The 17,628-nt window shown below is 62.3% G+C and carries 17 protein-coding genes; 6 read left to right on the top strand and 11 right to left on the bottom strand.

Annotated features, from left to right (window positions below; all coding sequences use genetic code 11):
• Positions 1 to 125: 125 nt before the first annotated feature.
• The gene (locus AB0H42_RS23390; protein ID WP_357059112.1) at positions 126 to 290 is read right to left on the bottom strand and encodes a hypothetical protein; all 165 of its coding nucleotides are present in this window, start codon (positions 288 to 290) and stop codon (positions 126 to 128) included.
• Here AB0H42_RS23390 and AB0H42_RS23385 point away from each other — a divergent pair.
• Positions 289 to 1,785 (top strand): long-chain fatty acid--CoA ligase, encoded by a 1,497-nt coding sequence (locus tag AB0H42_RS23385; protein WP_357059109.1) that lies wholly within the window; start codon positions 289 to 291, stop codon positions 1,783 to 1,785. The genes AB0H42_RS23390 and AB0H42_RS23385 overlap by 2 nt on opposite strands.
• 169 nt (positions 1,786 to 1,954) lie before the next feature.
• Here the strand turns inward: AB0H42_RS23385 and AB0H42_RS23380 are convergent, their stop codons facing one another.
• The 9 genes from AB0H42_RS23380 to AB0H42_RS23340 all read right to left on the bottom strand — a co-directional run bounded on the left by AB0H42_RS23380 (position 1,955) and on the right by AB0H42_RS23340 (position 10,968).
• A complete protein-coding gene (locus AB0H42_RS23380; protein ID WP_357059106.1) occupies positions 1,955 to 2,467 on the bottom strand; it encodes a MaoC/PaaZ C-terminal domain-containing protein in 513 nt (170 codons plus the stop codon).
• Positions 2,464 to 2,919 (bottom strand): MaoC family dehydratase N-terminal domain-containing protein, encoded by a 456-nt coding sequence (locus AB0H42_RS23375; RefSeq protein WP_357059103.1) that lies wholly within the window; start codon positions 2,917 to 2,919, stop codon positions 2,464 to 2,466. Before AB0H42_RS23375 ends, AB0H42_RS23380 begins: the two co-directional genes overlap by 4 nt.
• Position 2,920: 1 nt before the next feature.
• The gene (locus tag AB0H42_RS23370) at positions 2,921 to 3,640 is read right to left on the bottom strand and encodes an ABC transporter ATP-binding protein (protein ID WP_357059100.1); all 720 of its coding nucleotides are present in this window, start codon (positions 3,638 to 3,640) and stop codon (positions 2,921 to 2,923) included.
• Positions 3,624 to 5,618 carry a branched-chain amino acid ABC transporter ATP-binding protein/permease gene (locus tag AB0H42_RS23365; protein ID WP_357059097.1) on the bottom strand — a complete coding sequence of 665 codons (1,995 nt, stop codon included), beginning with the start codon at positions 5,616 to 5,618 and terminating at the stop codon, positions 3,624 to 3,626. Before AB0H42_RS23365 ends, AB0H42_RS23370 begins: the two co-directional genes overlap by 17 nt.
• 61 nt (positions 5,619 to 5,679) lie before the next feature.
• Positions 5,680 to 6,546 carry a branched-chain amino acid ABC transporter permease gene (locus AB0H42_RS23360; RefSeq protein ID WP_357059093.1) on the bottom strand — a complete coding sequence of 289 codons (867 nt, stop codon included), beginning with the start codon at positions 6,544 to 6,546 and terminating at the stop codon, positions 5,680 to 5,682.
• A gap of 13 nt (positions 6,547 to 6,559) precedes the next feature.
• Entirely contained in the window at positions 6,560 to 7,756 is a 1,197-nt protein-coding gene (locus tag AB0H42_RS23355; RefSeq protein WP_357059090.1) for an ABC transporter substrate-binding protein, read from the bottom strand.
• Positions 7,757 to 7,959: 203 nt separating this feature from the next.
• Positions 7,960 to 8,535 carry a TetR/AcrR family transcriptional regulator gene (locus AB0H42_RS23350; RefSeq protein WP_265807670.1) on the bottom strand — a complete coding sequence of 192 codons (576 nt, stop codon included), beginning with the start codon at positions 8,533 to 8,535 and terminating at the stop codon, positions 7,960 to 7,962.
• Positions 8,536 to 8,630: 95 nt separating this feature from the next.
• Positions 8,631 to 9,632 carry an NADPH:quinone oxidoreductase family protein gene (locus tag AB0H42_RS23345; protein WP_357059087.1) on the bottom strand — a complete coding sequence of 334 codons (1,002 nt, stop codon included), beginning with the start codon at positions 9,630 to 9,632 and terminating at the stop codon, positions 8,631 to 8,633.
• A gap of 1 nt (position 9,633) precedes the next feature.
• Entirely contained in the window at positions 9,634 to 10,968 is a 1,335-nt protein-coding gene (locus tag AB0H42_RS23340) for an acyl-CoA dehydrogenase family protein (RefSeq protein ID WP_357059084.1), read from the bottom strand.
• 166 nt (positions 10,969 to 11,134) lie between these two features.
• Here AB0H42_RS23340 and AB0H42_RS23335 point away from each other — a divergent pair, with 166 nt between their 5' ends.
• Both AB0H42_RS23335 and AB0H42_RS23330 read left to right on the top strand, forming a co-directional pair.
• A complete protein-coding gene (locus tag AB0H42_RS23335; RefSeq protein WP_357059081.1) occupies positions 11,135 to 12,286 on the top strand; it encodes a CaiB/BaiF CoA-transferase family protein in 1,152 nt (383 codons plus the stop codon).
• A complete protein-coding gene (locus AB0H42_RS23330; RefSeq protein WP_357059079.1) occupies positions 12,283 to 13,086 on the top strand; it encodes an enoyl-CoA hydratase-related protein in 804 nt (267 codons plus the stop codon). Before AB0H42_RS23335 ends, AB0H42_RS23330 begins: the two co-directional genes overlap by 4 nt.
• A gap of 125 nt (positions 13,087 to 13,211) precedes the next feature.
• Here the strand turns inward: AB0H42_RS23330 and AB0H42_RS23325 are convergent, their stop codons facing one another.
• A complete protein-coding gene (locus AB0H42_RS23325; protein WP_357059077.1) occupies positions 13,212 to 14,036 on the bottom strand; it encodes a crotonase/enoyl-CoA hydratase family protein in 825 nt (274 codons plus the stop codon).
• A 162-nt stretch (positions 14,037 to 14,198) separates the two neighbouring features.
• Between AB0H42_RS23325 and AB0H42_RS23320 the strand changes: the two genes are divergently transcribed.
• From AB0H42_RS23320 to AB0H42_RS23310, 3 genes are read left to right on the top strand one after another with little or no spacing between them, the layout of a single operon-like run.
• Complete coding sequence (locus AB0H42_RS23320; protein WP_357059304.1) at positions 14,199 to 15,326, top strand: acyl-CoA dehydrogenase family protein; 1,128 nt, start codon at positions 14,199 to 14,201, stop codon at positions 15,324 to 15,326.
• Positions 15,323 to 16,096 (top strand): glucose 1-dehydrogenase, encoded by a 774-nt coding sequence (locus AB0H42_RS23315; RefSeq protein WP_357059075.1) that lies wholly within the window; start codon positions 15,323 to 15,325, stop codon positions 16,094 to 16,096. The genes AB0H42_RS23320 and AB0H42_RS23315 overlap by 4 nt, the downstream gene beginning before the upstream one ends.
• A gap of 14 nt (positions 16,097 to 16,110) precedes the next feature.
• Positions 16,111 to 17,625: an AMP-binding protein gene (locus AB0H42_RS23310; RefSeq protein WP_357059072.1), complete on the top strand. Its 1,515-nt coding sequence runs from the start codon at positions 16,111 to 16,113 to the stop codon at positions 17,623 to 17,625.
• The last annotated feature ends 3 nt before the right edge of the window (positions 17,626 to 17,628 follow it).

The following is a 17,628-nucleotide window of genomic DNA, read 5'->3' as shown; positions in this document are numbered from 1 at the left end:
CGGGACAACCCGTGGGCCGCACATACTTCTGCAGCTGCGATGTGCGGCCCACGCTTCCATGCGGCCATATCGGCCATTGCTGTTCCTGTCGCAGTCGACAGGAATCTGATTCGAGCCGGTCGCATTCACGAGGAGCGGACCGAGTTGGCCGGTTCGGGCCGCAGGGTTTCGCCGAGTGGCGTTTCGTCGATTCCGCTCACGAGCTTCTGATCGGTCGAGCCGGTCGAGCCGCTGTCGCCGAGGCCGAGTCTCATGGCGCCACCCAGATCCAACAAGGAATACACCTTCATGTCTTCGAATCTCGCGAACAATCTCATCGACACTGCTCGTTACCTGGGCGATCGGCCGGCGATCAGACTCGACAGCACCACGCTGAACTATTCGGAACTCGAGCGAGCGGCCGCAGCTGTGGCGGGCGATCTGCAAGCTCGGGGCATCCAGGCCGGCGATCGTGTCGGCATCGTGCTGCCGAACGTGCCGGCGTTTCCTATCCTCTTCTACGGGGTCCTGATGGCGGGCGCCGTCGCGGTGCCGATGAACCCCCTGCTGAAGGCGCGCGAGGTCGCATATTACCTGGAAGACTCCGGGATGTCCCTCGTCTACGGCTCTCGGGCAGCGGGCCGCGTGGTGTCCGAAGCCGCACGCGATACGGGCATTCCAGCCTTGCTGGTCGATGACCTGGGTCCGGCCGCGGCGGATCTTCTCGGCTGCCCGGTCGCCGAACCCGTGATGCGCAGCCGGGATGACACCGCTGTGCTGCTCTACACCTCCGGTACGACGGGCAGTCCCAAAGGCGCGGAACTCACTCATGACAACATGTCGACAAATGCTTCCACCACCGTTGATACTCTCATCCGGACAACTCCTGACGACGTTGTCCTGGGATGCTTACCACTGTTCCATGTCTTCGGTCTGACTTGCGGATTGAACGCCGCCGTGAAGTCAGGAGCTCTGCTCACGCTGATTCCCAGGTTCGACGCGGACAGCGCGATGCGCGTTCTCGTGCGGGATAACGTGACGGTTCTGGAAGGTGTTCCCACCATGTACTCGGCGCTGCTGAATTTGCCCCACGCCGATTCCGTAGACCTAGCGAGTCTCCGCTGCTGCATCGTCGGAGGTGCACCGATGCCCGTCGAGGTCTTGAAATCCTTCGAGGAAAAGTTCGGGTGTGAGGTGTACGAAGGCTATGGACTCTCGGAAACCGCGCCGATCGCTTGTTTCAACCAGCCCGAAACGCCGCGCAAGCCCGGAACGATCGGAATTCCGGTCCGCGGTTGCCTACTTCGCCTGGTCGATGACAACGGCAATGAACTGCATGACCCCGATCAGCCCGGAGAGATCGAGATCAAGGGCGAGAATGTCATGAAGGGATACTGGGGCCGCCCGGGGGCGACCGAGGAATCCATAGTGGACGGCTGGTTCCGTACCGGGGACATCGCGACGCGAGATCGCGATGGCTACTACACCATCGTAGACCGGAAGAAGGATCTCATCATCAGAGGTGGATACAACGTGTATCCACGCGAAGTCGAGGAGGTCTTGTACGAGCATCCGGCCGTTGCGGAGGCGGCCGTAATCGGGATCGAAGACCCGCATTTCGGGGAACAAATCGGAGCCGCTGTGTCACTCAAGCGCGGTGCGCATGCCGACGCTACCGAAATAATCGACTTCGTTCGGGAACGGATGGCGGACTACAAGTACCCCCGCCGGGTCTGGTTCGTCCCCAGCTTACCCAAGGGCCCTACGGGCAAGATTCTACGCAGGAGTGTTGAGCCCCCGGCCTGAGGCCGGCATCATGCGGCCGGGGACTCGGGCTACGAATACCGGTCGGCACGCTGTCAGGCGGAACAACCGCTCCGCATTGCCGTGGGCTATCGGAGTGGGCGCGGCACCGCCCTGTTGGCGGCTGTCGGAGTAACCGTCACTGCTGGAAGGAGCGGCGGACATCACGGCGTCATGCTTCCGGCAGGCGGCGGCGTGTTGATGTGACTGTTCGATCAGCGCGGCCTCGGCCTCCGGCGTCTGTCCGAGAGCCACGCATCTCGGGGTGTCGATCCCGCCCTTCGGCAAAGCGCTCCAGCGCACCGGAATCGACCACAACCGTGCCCGTAATCGTTACCACCTCACTCTTTTCGATCGTGACGGTGTAGGCGACTGTCACCGATCCTTGGTGCGTGGAACTGACATGGCCTTCACATCTGAGGCGCGAGCCCAACGGCGTGGGAGCGGTGAATCGGGAGTTCAGAGATCGCAGTTTTTCGAGGGGGCACCAAGATGTCACCCACCGACCGACGAATGCCATAGACAGCATTCCTTGAGCAATTACTTCGCGATGCCCCGCCAGTTGCGCTGCCGAATCACTCAGGTGAAGCGGGTTGTTGTCCCCGGAGGCCTGAGCGTACTCGGACAACATGGATCTGGTGACCGGCCCGAAAAATGCGGTGGGCACAGGAGTTCGGTCGATCATCGAAGGACCTGCCTATTCTTGATCAGCCAGGTGCATTCAGACGTAGCGACCACCTCGTCCCCGCGGTGAAAGGTATTCAGCGTCACCAAGTAGGTCATGGTTCCTCCCTTGAAACCAGCATCGGTGATGCGGCGTCGAACCTGTATCGCGTCGCCCGCGTAGACGAGCGAACGGAAGTGAAACGCTTGTTCACCGTGGAGAACCATTGTGGTGTCGAGACCGAGTTCGCGTATGAAGCGAAGGATGTCCCGGTGGTCGATTTCCAGCGTGATCATGAACGTGGGCGGTGCGGGGATATCCTTCATACCGAGCTCCCGGGCGACCGCGACATCGAAGTACATCGGGTTTTTTTCGCCAGTGGCGGCGGCGAACTCGCCGACAGCGTGTCTTGTCACCTGACGATCGAAGCTTTCGAGCTGCCGACCGATGAATTGCGTCGGTTCGGTGGACACCTCAGTGGGTCCTTCCCAGGTAGGCGGCGCGAACGTCCGGCGAGGTCCGCAATTCGTCAGCCGGCCCGCTGATCGTGATTCGCCCCTGCTCGAGCACGTGGGCATGTTGCGCGAGGCTCAGAGCATCGTCGGCCATTTGTTCGATCAAGAGGATGCCGGCGCGTGTCTCGTCTGCGATCAGCTGGATCAGCCGGAAGACCTCCTGCGTCAGCTTAGGGCTGAGGCCGAGCGACGGTTCATCGAGCACCAGATACCTGGGCGCCGAAGCAACGGCTCGAGTCAGGGCCACCATTTGTTGTTCTCCGCCGGATAGGTGGCCGGCGCGTTGACCCCACCGATCGCGGAGTACGGGAAACGCGTCGAGAAGGGTCTCCACGTGCTGCGACGATATTTTGCCGCGTCCGGCAGCCGCGCAGGATCCCATGCGGATGTTCTCCGCGACGGTCAGCCTGGCGAATAGTCGTCGACCTTCCGGCACCATCACAATGCCGGCGCGTGCTCGTTGAGCCGCGGTCAACTTCTGGATGGGTTTGCCGTCGAGGACGATGGCCCCGGACCGGCAAGGCAGCAGACCGCACACGGTTCGCGCCAACGTCGATTTGCCCGCGCCGTTCGACCCGATCAACGCCGAAATTCGGCCGGGCGCAAGCTCCACGCTGATCGACTTGATGACCGTAGCCCTACCGTAGCCGGAACTGACTTCTTCAACGACCAGACTCATACCTGTCCCCTTCGGTAAACGATTCCACCTGCGAAGAATCGGATCCCCCGAGATACACCGCCATCACCGTCTCGTCGGTCAAGACCTCCGACGCGGTTCCATGGGCGATGACGGTCCCTTGCGCCAAGCATGTGACCTCGTCAGCCACCGTCGAGATCAGGTCCATGTGGTGCTCGACGAGGACCATGGCGAGACCATCGGCACGAAGGTCTGTCAACAGCCGCCCCAGCTCCGTGACTTCAGTCGAGTTGAGACCGGCGGCCGGCTCATCCAAGATCAGCACCTTTGGTTGGCTTGCGAGCGCTCGAGCGATCTCGAGTGCACGCGCCTTGCCGTACGCCAAGCTCCCGGCGAGAACATACGCCTCGTCGAGGAGACCCACGCGCCGTAACAGGGCAACCGCCATCCCCTCGAGCTCGGCCTCTCGCCGATACTGAGCGCGCGGCTTCAACGCGGCCCGCCACCACGAAAGTTGTCCTGTGTCAGCAAATCCCGCTTTCACGTTCTCGAGCGCAGTAGCCGAGTTGAACAACTGTGGTGTCTGAAACGTTCGGGCGAGTCCCTTTCGCGTGATCTGGTCCGGACGGTGGCCTGAAATTTCGACCCCGGCCAGGAGGATCGAACCGCTGTCGGGGCGATATGCCCCACTCACCAGGTTCGCCAACGAGGATTTGCCGGCCCCATTCGGTCCGATTACGCCATGGATGCTTCCCGGGCGTACGCGGAGGTCGACTCCATTGACTGCCAGCAATCCACCGAACTGTTTCGTTGCACTGACGACTTCCAAGAGGGCCTCTGTGTCGGTCTCTCCGATATCGATAGCCAGGAACCCCGACGTCGACGGCGGCTGAGAGGGCAGTTGGGGTGCCGGAAGCCGAGCGAGGTTCCGGCGCGTTCGCTTGGCAGTGAAGTCCGGGATCGTTCCTACGACTCCGCGCGGGAGGGCGAACAGCGCCGCGATGAGAATCAGGCCGATGATCCCAGGCGTCGACAGATACCACTGTTCACTCAGGTACTGACGCTGAAATTCTGTGACACCCTCCAGCACTTCTGACCGTTCCAGCCACACGACGATCACGGCGCCGACAGCGGGCCCGATGACGGTTCCACTGCCTCCGAGGATGACGGCGAGCAGAATCGTGATCGAGAAGAACACGTCGAAGGATTCCGGCTGCAGGTGAGCGAACAGCAGGGCGTAGAAGATGCCACCGAGACCTGCGAGTGCGCTCGAGATGCCCAGCGCAGCGACCTTCCGCTGAAATACGTGCACACCTAGATGCGAAGCGAGGATGTCACTTTCGCCGACGGCCCTCAGCGACCGACCCCATGACGACATGCTCAGGTTCCGATACAACACCAGCACCACCACGGTTGCCACGAGCACCAGCACGAGCACCGAAGCGAACTCGCCGGCGAAAAGGGGCGGCACGAACGTGAATCCCAGGACGGTCGCGTCGGGAAGAAGACCGGTTTGGTGTTGGAGGGTGTTCGGATACCCCGATGCGGCGCCGAGTACCGGCCACTCGACCAGGACCTTGTGAACCAGCACCGCCAGGACCAAAGTGATCATGGTGAATTGCGGACCCCGGAGGCGGGCTGTTCCCAGGGCTACGACCATGCCGACGACAGCGCACACGATCAGGCTGATGGGAACTGCCAGCAGGATTGGCAGGCCACCCTCGAGGGAGAGGTAGCCGAAGACGTAGGCCCCCACCGCGTACATCGCGCCCTGTCCGAGCGAGATGAGACCGGCAAACCCCGAGACGAGGTTCAGTCCCACAGCCGCCACGACCGTGGCGGCCATCAGGCCGATGAGTTGCATATGAGGAATTGATGTCCCTTCACCACTGAGCCCGGGGGCCAGAGCGAGAAAGGAGATGAGGACGACAGCGATGACGAACAGAGCATCTCGACGCTGCGGCGAGATTTCGGACCAGCGTGCGAGTAACTTCTTCGCCGCCGGTAAGCGCATGTGCATTGTGTTCCTTCGTGCTCGTCTCTGGATCGAGCTTTGAGTGTCCGATTCGCGGGCTGCTGGGTCAGAGCTTCAGCTCGACACGCCGTCCCAGCAGACCCTCGGGGCGGAACATGAGAACGGCCAGGACGACCAGAAGTCCCGAGACCTCGCCCCACATGACGCCGGCGAAGTCGCCGACCGCAGCTGTGACCAGCCCGTAGATCCCACCGCCGAGGAGCGGCCCCCAGAGGGACGTGAGGCCGCCGATGATGCCTGCCGCGAATGCACCGACAAGCAATGGCTCGCCCAGCTGCGGCGAGACGCCGACTTCGGCCGCCCACAGGATGCCGGCCAGAGCCACCACCGACATGGCCAGGCCATAGGCAATCATTCCGATCCGTTGGGACGAGATGCCCATGAGCGAAGCTGCTTCGGCGTCTTCCGACACGGCTCGCATGCGGGTGCCCAACCCGGTCATTCGGGTCACCATCACCAAGGCGATCGTGACGAGGACCGCTGTCATGGCGATCAGGCCCTGCTGAGCCTGAAGACGGACCCCCAGAAACTCGACAACTTCGTCCGTTCCGCCGTAGTCCAGCGGCTGGCGCAGCACACCTTCACCATTGGTGGTCACGTTGATGATGATGAATGAGAGACCCACGGTCGAAAGGAGCCATCGCGAGTCGTTGTGTCCGGAACTGAACGGCAGCACGATCAGTCGATAGGTCGAGGCCCCCAGCACACCGACGACAACGATGACGAGCATGAATTTCGCGGCGGTCGGAAGCCGACCCCATGAGCTGGCTCCCAGCGCGAGGAAAGCGGCAACCACCATGAACTCGCCGAGTGCGAAATTCAAAGTGTTGGTGGTCAAGAAAGTGAGGACGAAGCCTTGGGCGACAAGGGCGAACAAGCCGCCCGCGGCCAGTCCCGCTATGACGATCTCCACGAGTTCCGGCCTCTCAGCAGCCGCGCTTGATGCAGTCGGCAACCGTGCCGAACGTTACGATGTCGCCCTCCGGCGTGTCGTCGAATCCCATCACGTGCCAGTTGGCGAAATCTGCGTCGTAGAACTCGCCGTCACCTGGTGCGAAGGGCTTCTCGTACGTCGATCCCTCTACTTCCACGCTTGCCACCGATTCGATTGCATCCCGGACCGCCCCATGGTCGCCGCCGCCGGCTTTCAGCCCCTGGGCGTAGGCGTCCAGCGCCGAGAACACGTTGTAAACAACCGTGGGCAACTGAGGCTCTTCACCGTAGGCCGACCTGTAGGCGTCGAGCACCTTCGTGAAGTTCGGGCTGTTCAAGTCCTCACGCTCAACAAACTTCAAGCCTTCCCACTCGGCCGGCTCGGACAGCTCGCGGTAGTTTGCGAGAACATTGCTGGTCGTCGTCTTGCGTGGTGGGTCGAAGCGCACGACCTTCATATCGCGCGTGACGGTGGCGATGTCGGACCCGGACGTGAAGTTGAGGAACACCGAGTTCACGCCGGCATCACGGAGCCGCTTCGCTCCCGCGGTGAAGTCTGTGGCGCCGGTCTGCATCGACTCTTCCACCACCTTCACACCGAGTTCGTCCCCCAGTTTGCGGTACTGGGCCACCGCGGCCTGACCGAAAGCGTCTGCTGCGTAAGCGATACCGACGACGGGTTTCTTTCCATCGACATCCGAGAAGACCACCTGGCTGTTGACCTCGTTGAGGACTGGTCCCGACCACTGCGTTCTGAACGCAAAATTCTTATCGCCGCCGGTCGGCACCAGGTCGGCATTGCTTGCTGACACCAAAAGGTACGGACGTCGAGAGCGGGCGACCACTTCCGCGATTTGCAGAGCCGGCGCCGACGTCGGAGGACCGAAAATGGCGTCGACGTCGTCTTCGTTCAGGAGCTTCTGCACGGCGCTCGAGGCGCCTTCGGGCGAACCGGCGTCGTCGGCGTAGACGAAGTCGAGTTCGAGGCCGTAACGCTTCTCGACGATCGGTGCAGCAAGCTCGATCCCGCGTTGAGTGTCCTGATAGAACTGCGGGGCCGGCCCCGTCTTCGGGCCGATGACGCCGATCAAGGCATCACTGTAAGCCGAGGGCGACGACTCCGTGCCCGAGCCGCAGGCGCTGGCGAGGAGCATGGCGGCCAGTGCTGCCACCATCCGTCGTGTGTGCATCTAGTACTCCTTCAGCCATCGCCGCGCTGCGCGCCGAACCTGTGTGATGCCGCTCACTCCGCGACGCTGAAAACCTATAATCGTGATTCACGATTGTCAATAGGCAACGATGGTGACCTGCCGAAAGAGTCGGAAGGTACATGAAAATGGCCTGGCCACCCCACGAAACTCGAGGGGTGGCCAGACCGGGCCGAACGGATCGCCTATCGGGGAAGTGGCAGAAAAAGTGCTCGCGCTATGAAGGCGCGATAGCCCTTCAGCACGGCCGCACGCGACTCTCCGACGCGTCCCATGCTGGAGAGATACACCTTCGCGTAGTAGTTACGCGCGGCGAGCAGCGCGATGGCTATCCCCTCCAGTTCGTCAGGCTCGTATCCTTCGATCTCGCCTCGGTCGACCGCTCGGTTCAGGGCTCTCACGTAGCCGTTGACCACCCTGTCGAAATAGGCGGCATTTGCGGCAGGGGCCTGGACGCTCGCTTCGTCCAGGACACGAGCGAACCAAGGATGATCTGACACAAAGTCGAGAAACGCCTGCATCCTCTGCATCTCGCGATCCAGGCCGGTCGAATCCTTGGGAACATGCTCCTGGATGAACTCGAGCATCCGTTCTGCATAGGTCGGCAGAACGACGTCGAACAGATCTTGTCGTGTCTCGAAGTACCGATAGAACGTCCCCTGAGAAATACCTACGTCTTCGACGATTCGGGCCACCGACGCCTCGGCATAGCCGCGATCTCCGATGATCCGGGCGGCGCTCTCGATGATCCGTCGACGCATTGCCGAGATTCGTTCTGGATTTCGCTTATAGGGCCCTCGTGCCACGCTCGGTCCTCTCCTCCTCGCCGGTACCATCACGCGTACCGCTTACTGGTTCAATTCCCTACCTGCACGACCACCTTCCCGGTGATCGCACGACGATCAAGCATGTCAAGTCCCTCGGCGGCCTGGTTCAGTGGTACCACGGCCGTGATAGCGGGCTTCAAAGTCCCGGATACGCACCAGTCGAGAAGCTGTGCCATCAGTGTTCCGAGACGCTCCGGCCGGATCTTCAAATGCTCACCGAGCGCGGACCCGATCACTTTCGCCTGCTTGACCAGGACCACATTGTTCGGTAAGGGACCGACGCCTGCCGCGAATCCGACCAGCACGTATCGCCCCTCCGTGCGCAGAGTACGAGCAGCCGGATCGGCATATGGCCCGCTCACCGGGTCGACAACGACGTCCGCTCCGCCTTCCCCGACAGCATCGGCGAAGAGTCGCCGAAGCTCTCGGCGATCCGGCACCGGGTCGCCGGTGCGCGAATACGCCAGTCCACGCACCGCACCGCCCGCCAGGGCGGCCCCGAGCTTCTCGCTTGTCGAACAAGCAGCCACCACTTCGGCCCCCAGCCTTGTAGCGATCTGCACGGTCGCAAGTCCGATTCCCGCGCCCGCGCCGGTGACGAGCACGCGCTCGCTCGATGTCACGCGGGCCCGGTCCTGCAATGCGTGAAGTGCACTCGCATAGGCGATGGGCAAGACGGCTGCTTCCTCGAACGAGACACCGCCCGGGATGCGGATCAGGCTCGATGCCGGCAGAACGATCTGCTCGCGCAACCCCCCTGAGCCGGTGATCGCGACGACTCGATCACCAACCGACAGGTCATGTACGTTATCGCCCAATGCTTCGACGACCCCGCCGACTTCGCCGCCGGGCGAGTACGGTCGCGCCGCTTTGTCTTGATAGAGATCGCGCATCATCAGGAGATCGGTCGCGTTGAGCCCGACTGCGCGAACCGAGATACGCACCTCGCCACGTAGTGGTACAGGTTCGGGCAGATCAACCCATTCCAAGGTTTCTGGACCGCCCGGCAATACCGACACCAGCGCGCGCATCTCAGCCCTTCCGCTCTGTCGGCGACGCAACCGCCGGATCGCTGAGCCAATCTGCCGGGCGAGGCCATAGACCGGAGTCGGACATCGAAACCGCCTCGTCCCGAGAGAGCACTTCGGCCGCGGCCTCCGCGGTCGACTTCGCACGCTGGCGCTGAAGCTCGAGCCGCCCGATCTGATTACGGTGGACCTCGTCAGGGCCGTCCAGCAACCTCATCGACCGCGAGTTGGCGAACATCGGGCTCAACAGGAAGTCATTCGTCAGACCGGCTCCGCCGAACGCCTGGATAGCCCAATCCACGACCTGGTGCGCGAGTGCGGGCGCCGCAACCTTGATCATCGCGATTTCTTGGCGCGCCGCTGAATTTCCAACGGTGTCCATCATCCAGGAAGCCTTCATGGTCAGAAGCCGCGCCTGCTCGATACTGATTCGAGCTTCGGCAATCCGCTCGAGCGTTACGGATTGTTCCGAGATGGTGCGACCGAACGTGCTCCGGCTGTCGACGCGCCGACACATGCGCTCGAGAACTCGTTCGCTCAGGCCGATCAGTCGCATGCAGTGGTGCATGCGGCCGGGCCCGAGACGGCCCTGCGCGATTTCGAACCCCCGGCCCTCTCCCAGCAAGACATTCTCGATCGGAACACGAACGTCGTCGAACCAGACCTCACACGCGCGGTCGAGGTACGAGCCGAGTACCGGCAGCGCCCGAGCAACGTGCACGCCGGGCGTATCGCGGGGTATGAGGACCATGCTCTGCTGCCGGTGGCGCTCCGCGTCGGGGTTCGTCCTGCCCATGAATATCATGAGTTCGCAGTTCGGATGGGTCGCACCACTCGTGTACCACTTCCGCCCGTTGACGACGTACTCGTCTCCATCGCGGACGATGGAACTCGAGATGGCCGTCGCATCGGAGGATGCTACGTCCGGTTCCGTCATCGCGAAGGCCGAACGGATTGTTCCCTCCAGCAACGGCGATAACCAGCGCGCTTTCTGTTCGGGTGTGCCGTACTTGTGCAGGACCTCCATATTCCCGGAATCCGGGGCCGAACAGTTGAATACCTCTGCCCCGAACAGGACCCGCCCCATGATCTCCGCGAGCGGGGCGTACTCCATGTTCGTCAACCCCTGCCCATCGGGGGCCCCGGGCATGAACAGGTTCCACAATCCGACGCTCTTGGCTTTTCCTCGGAGGTCGAGAAGCGTCGGATACACGGCCCAGGGCCCCAGTCGCTCGATCTCTTGATGTACTGCCCGTTCGGCCGGATACACGTGCTGGTCCATGAACGCGCTCAACCGCTGCTGCAGCTCTCGACTGCGATCGGTGTATCGCAGGTCCATGTCTGTCCCGGGGGGAGGTGTCACGGTCGTGCCTGGGGATCTCAAGATCTGTCTCCTCGACTCAGCGGCTCTGATGCGTACCGGAAGGCTCTGATGCATACTAGAGCAAAAGCGATACTCATGAATCAGCATTACTGTTCTGGATCGAAGCGGAGAGTCCTTTCCTATGTCGTCACACCTGCCCCTCGCCGGCGTCCGAGTACTGGACTTTTCGACCCTGGTGCCTGGGCCGCTGGCCAGTCTGCTCCTGTCCGACGCGGGCGCAGATGTTCTCAAGGTGGAACGCCCCGGCGTCGGAGATGAGATGCGGGCCCTCGACCCTTATGACTTCACAAACCTCAATCGAGGCAAGCGCAGCATCGTGATCGATCTGAAGAACGCTTCAGCGGCGACCGAACTCGACCCACTGATCGCGCAGGCCGACGTCTTGATCGAGCAGTTTCGTCCCGGAGTGATGGACCGGCTGGGGCTCGGCTACGAACGTGTCCGCTCACTGAACCCACGAATCGTCTATTGCTCGATTACCGGATATGGGCAGAACGGCCCGCTGGCATCCAAGGCCGGACACGACCTGAATTATCTGGTCGACGCGGGACTCCTCGCGTCGGCGCGCCGCTCGCGTTCCCATGGTGTCCCTCATCTTCCGCCGACGTTGATCGCGGATATCGGCGGCGGGGCGTACCCGGCCGTCGTCAACATTCTCCTGGCACTGCGCTCCGTCGAACTGACCGGACACGGGGCCCACCTGGATGTCGCGATGACCGAGAACTTGTTCTTCTGGCACTGGTGGATACGGACCCAGGTGGACGTCGCCGGCAGGTCGAGCGCCCCGGGTACTGCCCATCCGGCCGGTGGGTCGCCCCGCTACGCGCTGTACGCGGCGGCCGACGGCGCCGTGGTGGCGGTGGCTGCCATCGAGGAGCGTTTCTGGCTACGACTGTGCGACATACTCGCCCTGCCTGCCGAGCTCAGGTCAGCGGATGCCGACGAGACCACCGTCCAGCTGGGACTCGCGGAGCGGTTCTTGCGACACGGCGGGGACCACTGGCGGTCGCTTTTCGATGGTGTCGACGTGTGTGTCTCGATCATGACCACGCCAGAAGATGCCTTCGCTCACCCACATTGGGCGTATCGCAAGACGTTCGAGGAGACCGTGAGCACGGCCGATCAGAGTTTCGCGGCGATCGTAAGCCCAGTTCATCGAGGGTTTCGCCGCGGTGGGCAACGGGCAGCGCCAGAGCTTGGAGCGTCCGAACCGCAGTTCGGGAGGGCCGAGCGTAGCCAGGTGGACCGTGTCGACGAGGGAGGCGAGCTGTGAGTGCAGATCACGCCGGGGGTGGTGTTCGTCTTTCCGTCGAAGGCCGTGTCGCCCTACTGACCATCGATCGGCAAGAAGCGCGGAACGCATTGGATATCGGTATGTGGCGCGCGATTCCTGGACTGATCGCTGAAGCCGAGTCGCACCCCGATGTCGTCGCCGTGGTCCTCCGCGGTGCCGGGAAGGAAGCTTTTGCTGCCGGAGCGGATATATCCGATCTTCGATCGGCCCTCGGAAATCCGGCGGCCGGACGTGCGTACATCGATGCCATCGCCGCGGCGGAGTCGAGTATCTCGGACTGCCGACGAGTGACGATCGCGGGCATCAGCGGCTACTGCATCGGTGGCGGGCTCGAGATCGCAATGGCCTGCGACATGCGCTTCGCCTCGGACACGTCTACCTTCGCAACGCCACCCACCAGCCTCGGTGTCGCGTACAGCGTGAATTCGACGCGTCGGCTCATCGAGCTTGTCGGAGTCGGCGCGGCCAGAGATCTGCTCTTCACGGCTCGTCGAATCGACGCGTCGACCGCACGCCGCCTCGGGCTGGTGGACAGAGTGGTAGCAGTGACCCGGTTGGACGAGGAGATCGACGACTACACCGGCGAGTTGGCCGAACAGTCGCAGTATGCGATCCGCTTGACAAAGCTGGTCATTTCCCAGGCACTGGATCGGCCGGTCGAGACCGCCGCGCTCCGGCAGCTGCGGGTCGACTCGTTCTCCGGTTCTGATCTTCGAGAGGGGATCGCCGCGTTCGAGGAACGCCGGCGCCCGAAATTCATCAGCCGCTTGCTCAGTTGACCGTTCATTCAACACATGAGCCTGCTCGCCGGCGTCGGGCTGGAGCAATACTGGATGATGTGGCGGTCGGAAGCTAGTGAACTTCTCTCCGTAGTGGACTGCGGGAGCCAGGACCGGCAGGAGGATCAGCGACCGGTGAAATTGGCTGGTCGACGTTCCGAGAATGCGTTCCGCGCCTCGAGGAGATCTTCGCTGGGCATGAAGGCGGCGTTCCATGCGGCAACGAACCTGAGTCCCGCTTGCACGCGGCTCTCTCGCTCGGCACCGAGCACCTCTTTGATGCCGGCGAGCACGAGCGGAGAATTCCTTGCCATTTGTACAGCGAGTTCCGCGCCGGCCGCATACAGGGCTTCGCTGTCCGTGAAGGTACGGTTGATCAGGCCGATCTGCCGCGCCTCATCGGCCGCGACGTCCCGTCCTGTCAGTACCAGCTCGCGAAGGTGCCCATCGCCGATGATCCCGACAAGACGTTGAAGGCTACCGAGGTCGGCGACCATTGCCATACGGGTCTCTCTGACGCTGAACTTGGCACTCTGCGTCGCGAGCCGGACATCGGCCGATGAGATGAGATCCACGCCGGCGCCGATGCACCAGCCATCCACCGCGGCGATGACCGGCTTGCTGATACCGGCGACGCTGGAAAACGCCGTTTGGAGTTCGGCTATGGATCGCAAGAAGACCTGACGTTCGCCGGCGCCAGCTCCCGGCCGGGCCAGGTCGAGCAGGGGCTGCATGTCGACCAAGTCGAGCCCGAACGAGAAATGTCCTCCAGCCCCGCGGACGACGACCGCGCGTACATCATCGCATTCTTCCAGCCAGGAAAATGCCTGAGGCAACTCCTGGAAGTGCGCAACGCCCATCGTCGGATTCGAACCGGTCTCGAGGAGCGTGACCGTGGCCACGTGCTCCGTCACAGAGATCTGGAGCGCCGAGTAGGCGGGAGGCTGCATGCCGGTTTGTCCTTTGTGTCCTGTGGGGGTGGCGCGCCGTGCGAGCGCCCTTCGCTCATGGGACCGTACGGCATCCAGTCAATATTGACAATCGTGAGTCATTATTCTAATAATTGAAAGCGTCGCGCTACGGTGAAGGACGGTTCAAATGAGCAGGTGCGCATGCTGACGGATCTCCAGCTCTCGGTACGGGATGTCACGCGTAGCTACGTCGCGCGCGAGATCTCGCCGTACATCCAACAGTGGGAGAGCGAGGGCGAAGTTCCCGAAAAGGTTTGGCGGGGACTAGGAGAACAGGGGTTCTTCGGCCTCGCCGTCGATCCGGACTTCGGCGGCGCCGGAGCGGGGGTGACGGCGTGGGCGCTCATGATCGAAGAGCTCGCCCAGGGAGATTGCGCCATCGCCAACCAGGTTGGCGGGACCAACTTTCCGTTCGGATCGAAGCTTGCCGAGCTGGGCACTCCTTGGCAGCAGGAGGAGTTTCTCAAGCCGGCCGTGGCGGGGGAGTACTACATATCTCTGCTACTGAGTGAAGCGCATGCCGGCTCAGACCTCTCCCAGGTCCGCACCAGGGCGACCAGGCGAGACGGTGGCTGGGTCATCAATGGGGAGAAGGTCTGGATCACGGGTGGGGCGTCCTCGGGGGCAGGCATCTTGCTGGCGACGACCGATCCGGACGCAGGGGTCCGAGGATTGACGCTATTCCTTGTCCGGCCCGACATGCCGGGGTACAACGTCGTCAGGCGCGAGCCGAAGATGGGCCACCGCGTCGTGGATATCTGCCAAATTTCTCTCGATGACCTCGAGCTCACCGATGATCACGTTCTGGGAGAGGTGGGAACGGGGTATCGCACCATCCTCGATGGCTTGGACACCAGCCGAATCGGAGTCGCGGCGCAAAGCGTCGGCGTCGCGCAGCGAGCGTTTGACCTGGCACTGGACTACGCCAAGGAAAGGACGACCTTCGGCCGGCCGATATTCCAGCACCAGGCGATCGGCTTCAAACTCGCCGAGATGGCAACGAGCATCGAAGTCGCACGACAGATGTACCTGAGGGCGGCCGCCCTGAAGGAATCCGGTGTGCGATCCATGCGGGAATCGGCCATGGCCAAGCTCTTCGCTTCCGAGATGGCGGAGTCCGTCTGCAGCGACGCCGTGCAGATATTCGGTGGCGCCGGATTCGCCGGTGGCGGGATGGTAGAGAAGCTCTACCGAGACCAGCGGATCTTGCAGATCTACGAAGGAACCAGCGAAGTCTTGAAAATGCTTATTCATAGGGAGCTGGCGTGACTCGAACGCTGAAGAACAAGGTGGCGCTGGTGACGGGCGGGGGCAATGGAATCGGGGCAGCCATCGTGCGGCGCCTGGCCGAGTCCGGAGCGTCGGTCGGCATCATCGATCGCGATGAAGCATCCGCCCGAGCGATTGCTGCAGAGCTGGATGCGTCTGGTGTGCGTACTGCGGTCGTGGTGGCCGATATCAGTAGAAACTCCGCAGTCGTCGACGGAGTGAATACCATCGAGGAAGCGCTCGGCCCAATCGACATCCTGATCAACAACGCCGGGTGGGACTCTCTCAGACCTTTCCTCGATAATGACGAAGCCCATCGTGACCGAATTATCGACATCAACCTCAAGGGTCCGATCAATGTGACGCATGCTGTCCTCGGCAAAATGGTCGACCGTGCCCGTGGCCGGGTGGTCACGATCTCGTCGGATGCCGGCCGTGTCGGGTCCACCGGGCAAGCGGTTTACTCGGCTTGCAAGGCAGGCATGATCGCATTGACGAAGTCGACCGCGAGGGAGATGGCCCGACACGGGATCACTCTGAACGTCGTGGCGCCCGGTCCCACACGGACCAGAATGATGACGGAAGCCCTCGACGGCGACGATGCGAGTGCCAAGCACGTTCTCGAGCGAATGACCAAGGCGATACCTATGCGTCGAATGGGAGAGCCTCGAGACGTCGCGGGGATAGCGGTATTCCTCGCGACCGACGATGCTTCCTTCATCACGGGCCAAGTCATCAGTGTTTCCGGTGGCCTGACGATGCACGGCTAGGGAGAGGCCAGAGGATGAATGTTGTCGAATTCATGATGGGAATCGAGGCGACCGCCAAGGACCGTCCGATCATCTACTTCCGAGATCGAGGTGTGACGGCAAGGGCCTTCAGAACACTTGTTTCGGATGCCGCGGCAAAGCTGGACACAGCTGAGATCGGTACTGATGATCGTGTGGCGTTACTTGCATCCAATCGTCCGGAATGGCTGGCAATCTACTGTGCCTGCCTGGCACGGGGTGCAACCCTGGTCCCGCTCAACCCGGCATTGTCGGAACCGGAAATCGCCTACATTCTCGATGACTGTTCTCCAGCATTGGTGATCGTCGACGACGCAAACCTGCCTCGGATCCCGCATGGCCTGATGATCCCTGTCGTCGTGCTGGTCGAGCCCGAAGTCCGATCATGGGACGAGGATGACGGGAGGAGCTGGCCGCGGGTCATCGATCTGGAAGACAGGCACCCCGCTCTGATCCACTATACGTCCGGCACTACCGGCCACCCTAAAGGTGCGGTGCTTCCTCACTCCGGCGTCGCGGCCACGCTCAGCCGAACGACCACATGGGTCGGCTCCACGGCGGACGATACGATCCTCATCAACGGATCGCTCGCGTTCATCATGCACTCCACCATCGCCGCCATGGGGCATATCGCCATCGGCGCGACAGTGATTCTGCAAGAGCGGTTCCATCCATCCGAGGCGATCCAAACGATCAACCGCCACAAGGCGACGGTCATCATGTGGGTGCCGACGATGTACGTGATGGTATGCGAATGGATCGAGTCGAATCCCGACCAAGCCGGGTCCCTCGCCAGCCTCCGGGCATGTGTCTCTTCAGCAGCCGGTCTGCCGTGGAGTCTGGTGGAACGTATGCGTGCCCTTACCGGCAAGACCCTCTACAACGCTTGGGGCATGACCGAGGGCACCCCGCTGACCGGGTTTCCACCCGGCTCTTCACCAGTTCCCGACTCGGTCGGCCCCCCTATCGGGGACAGCGAGATCCGGATACTCGACGCAGACGGATCCGAAGTCGCAGTCGACGAGGTCGGTGAGATCACCTTCCGAAGTCCGAGCAACATGCTCGGATACTTCAACAGACCGGAAGCCACCCGAGAAACCATCATCGACGGCTGGGTACGCTCCGGGGATCTCGGACGTCGCGATGCGGACGGGAACATCTACATCTCCGGACGAATCAAGGACATGATCATCCGAGGTGGTGCGAACATCTACCCCGCCGAGATCGAGGCGGTGCTGACCGATCACTATTCGGTAGCAGAAGCTGCCGTAATCGGAGTTCCCGATGAGCGATTCGGTGAGATCCCGGTCGGCTTTGTGGTCACCCGGGGCGGTGAAGTAGCAGATGGTGAGCTGCTGCGAGACTACTGCATTTCCCATCTCGCCTCCTACAAGGTTCCCGCCTGGATCTCAGTTGTCGATGATCTACCTCGCGGACCTACCGGCAAGACGTTGAAGCGCGTACTACGCGACCAGGTCCTCGCAGCCGGCAATCCTCCAACCAAGCACTGATCG

It is taken from the genome of Nocardia sp. NPDC050799, from assembly GCF_040654015.1.
Classification (GTDB): domain Bacteria; phylum Actinomycetota; class Actinomycetes; order Mycobacteriales; family Mycobacteriaceae; genus Nocardia.
Note: the sequence above shows the minus strand (reverse complement) of the source record. Positions and strands in the feature narration are given on the sequence as shown.

Excerpts from the sequence above, each read along its gene's own strand:
- AB0H42_RS23385 (WP_357059109.1), top strand. The coding sequence starts at position 289 with ATGTCTTCGAATCTCGCGAACAATCTCATCGACACTGCTCGTTACCTG.
- AB0H42_RS23390 (WP_357059112.1), bottom strand. The coding sequence starts at position 290 with ATGAAGGTGTATTCCTTGTTGGATCTGGGTGGCGCCATGAGACTCGGC.
- AB0H42_RS23380 (WP_357059106.1), bottom strand. The coding sequence starts at position 2,467 with ATGATCGACCGAACTCCTGTGCCCACCGCATTTTTCGGGCCGGTCACC.
- AB0H42_RS23370 (WP_357059100.1), bottom strand. The coding sequence starts at position 3,640 with ATGAGTCTGGTCGTTGAAGAAGTCAGTTCCGGCTACGGTAGGGCTACG.
- AB0H42_RS23365 (WP_357059097.1), bottom strand. The coding sequence starts at position 5,618 with ATGCACATGCGCTTACCGGCGGCGAAGAAGTTACTCGCACGCTGGTCC.
- AB0H42_RS23355 (WP_357059090.1), bottom strand. The coding sequence starts at position 7,756 with ATGCACACACGACGGATGGTGGCAGCACTGGCCGCCATGCTCCTCGCC.
- AB0H42_RS23350 (WP_265807670.1), bottom strand. The coding sequence starts at position 8,535 with ATGCGTCGACGGATCATCGAGAGCGCCGCCCGGATCATCGGAGATCGC.
- AB0H42_RS23345 (WP_357059087.1), bottom strand. The coding sequence starts at position 9,632 with ATGCGCGCGCTGGTGTCGGTATTGCCGGGCGGTCCAGAAACCTTGGAA.
- AB0H42_RS23340 (WP_357059084.1), bottom strand. The coding sequence starts at position 10,968 with ATGGACCTGCGATACACCGATCGCAGTCGAGAGCTGCAGCAGCGGTTG.
- AB0H42_RS23335 (WP_357059081.1), top strand. The coding sequence starts at position 11,135 with ATGTCGTCACACCTGCCCCTCGCCGGCGTCCGAGTACTGGACTTTTCG.
- AB0H42_RS23325 (WP_357059077.1), bottom strand. The coding sequence starts at position 14,036 with ATGCAGCCTCCCGCCTACTCGGCGCTCCAGATCTCTGTGACGGAGCAC.
- AB0H42_RS23320 (WP_357059304.1), top strand. The coding sequence starts at position 14,199 with ATGCTGACGGATCTCCAGCTCTCGGTACGGGATGTCACGCGTAGCTAC.
- AB0H42_RS23310 (WP_357059072.1), top strand. The coding sequence starts at position 16,111 with ATGAATGTTGTCGAATTCATGATGGGAATCGAGGCGACCGCCAAGGAC.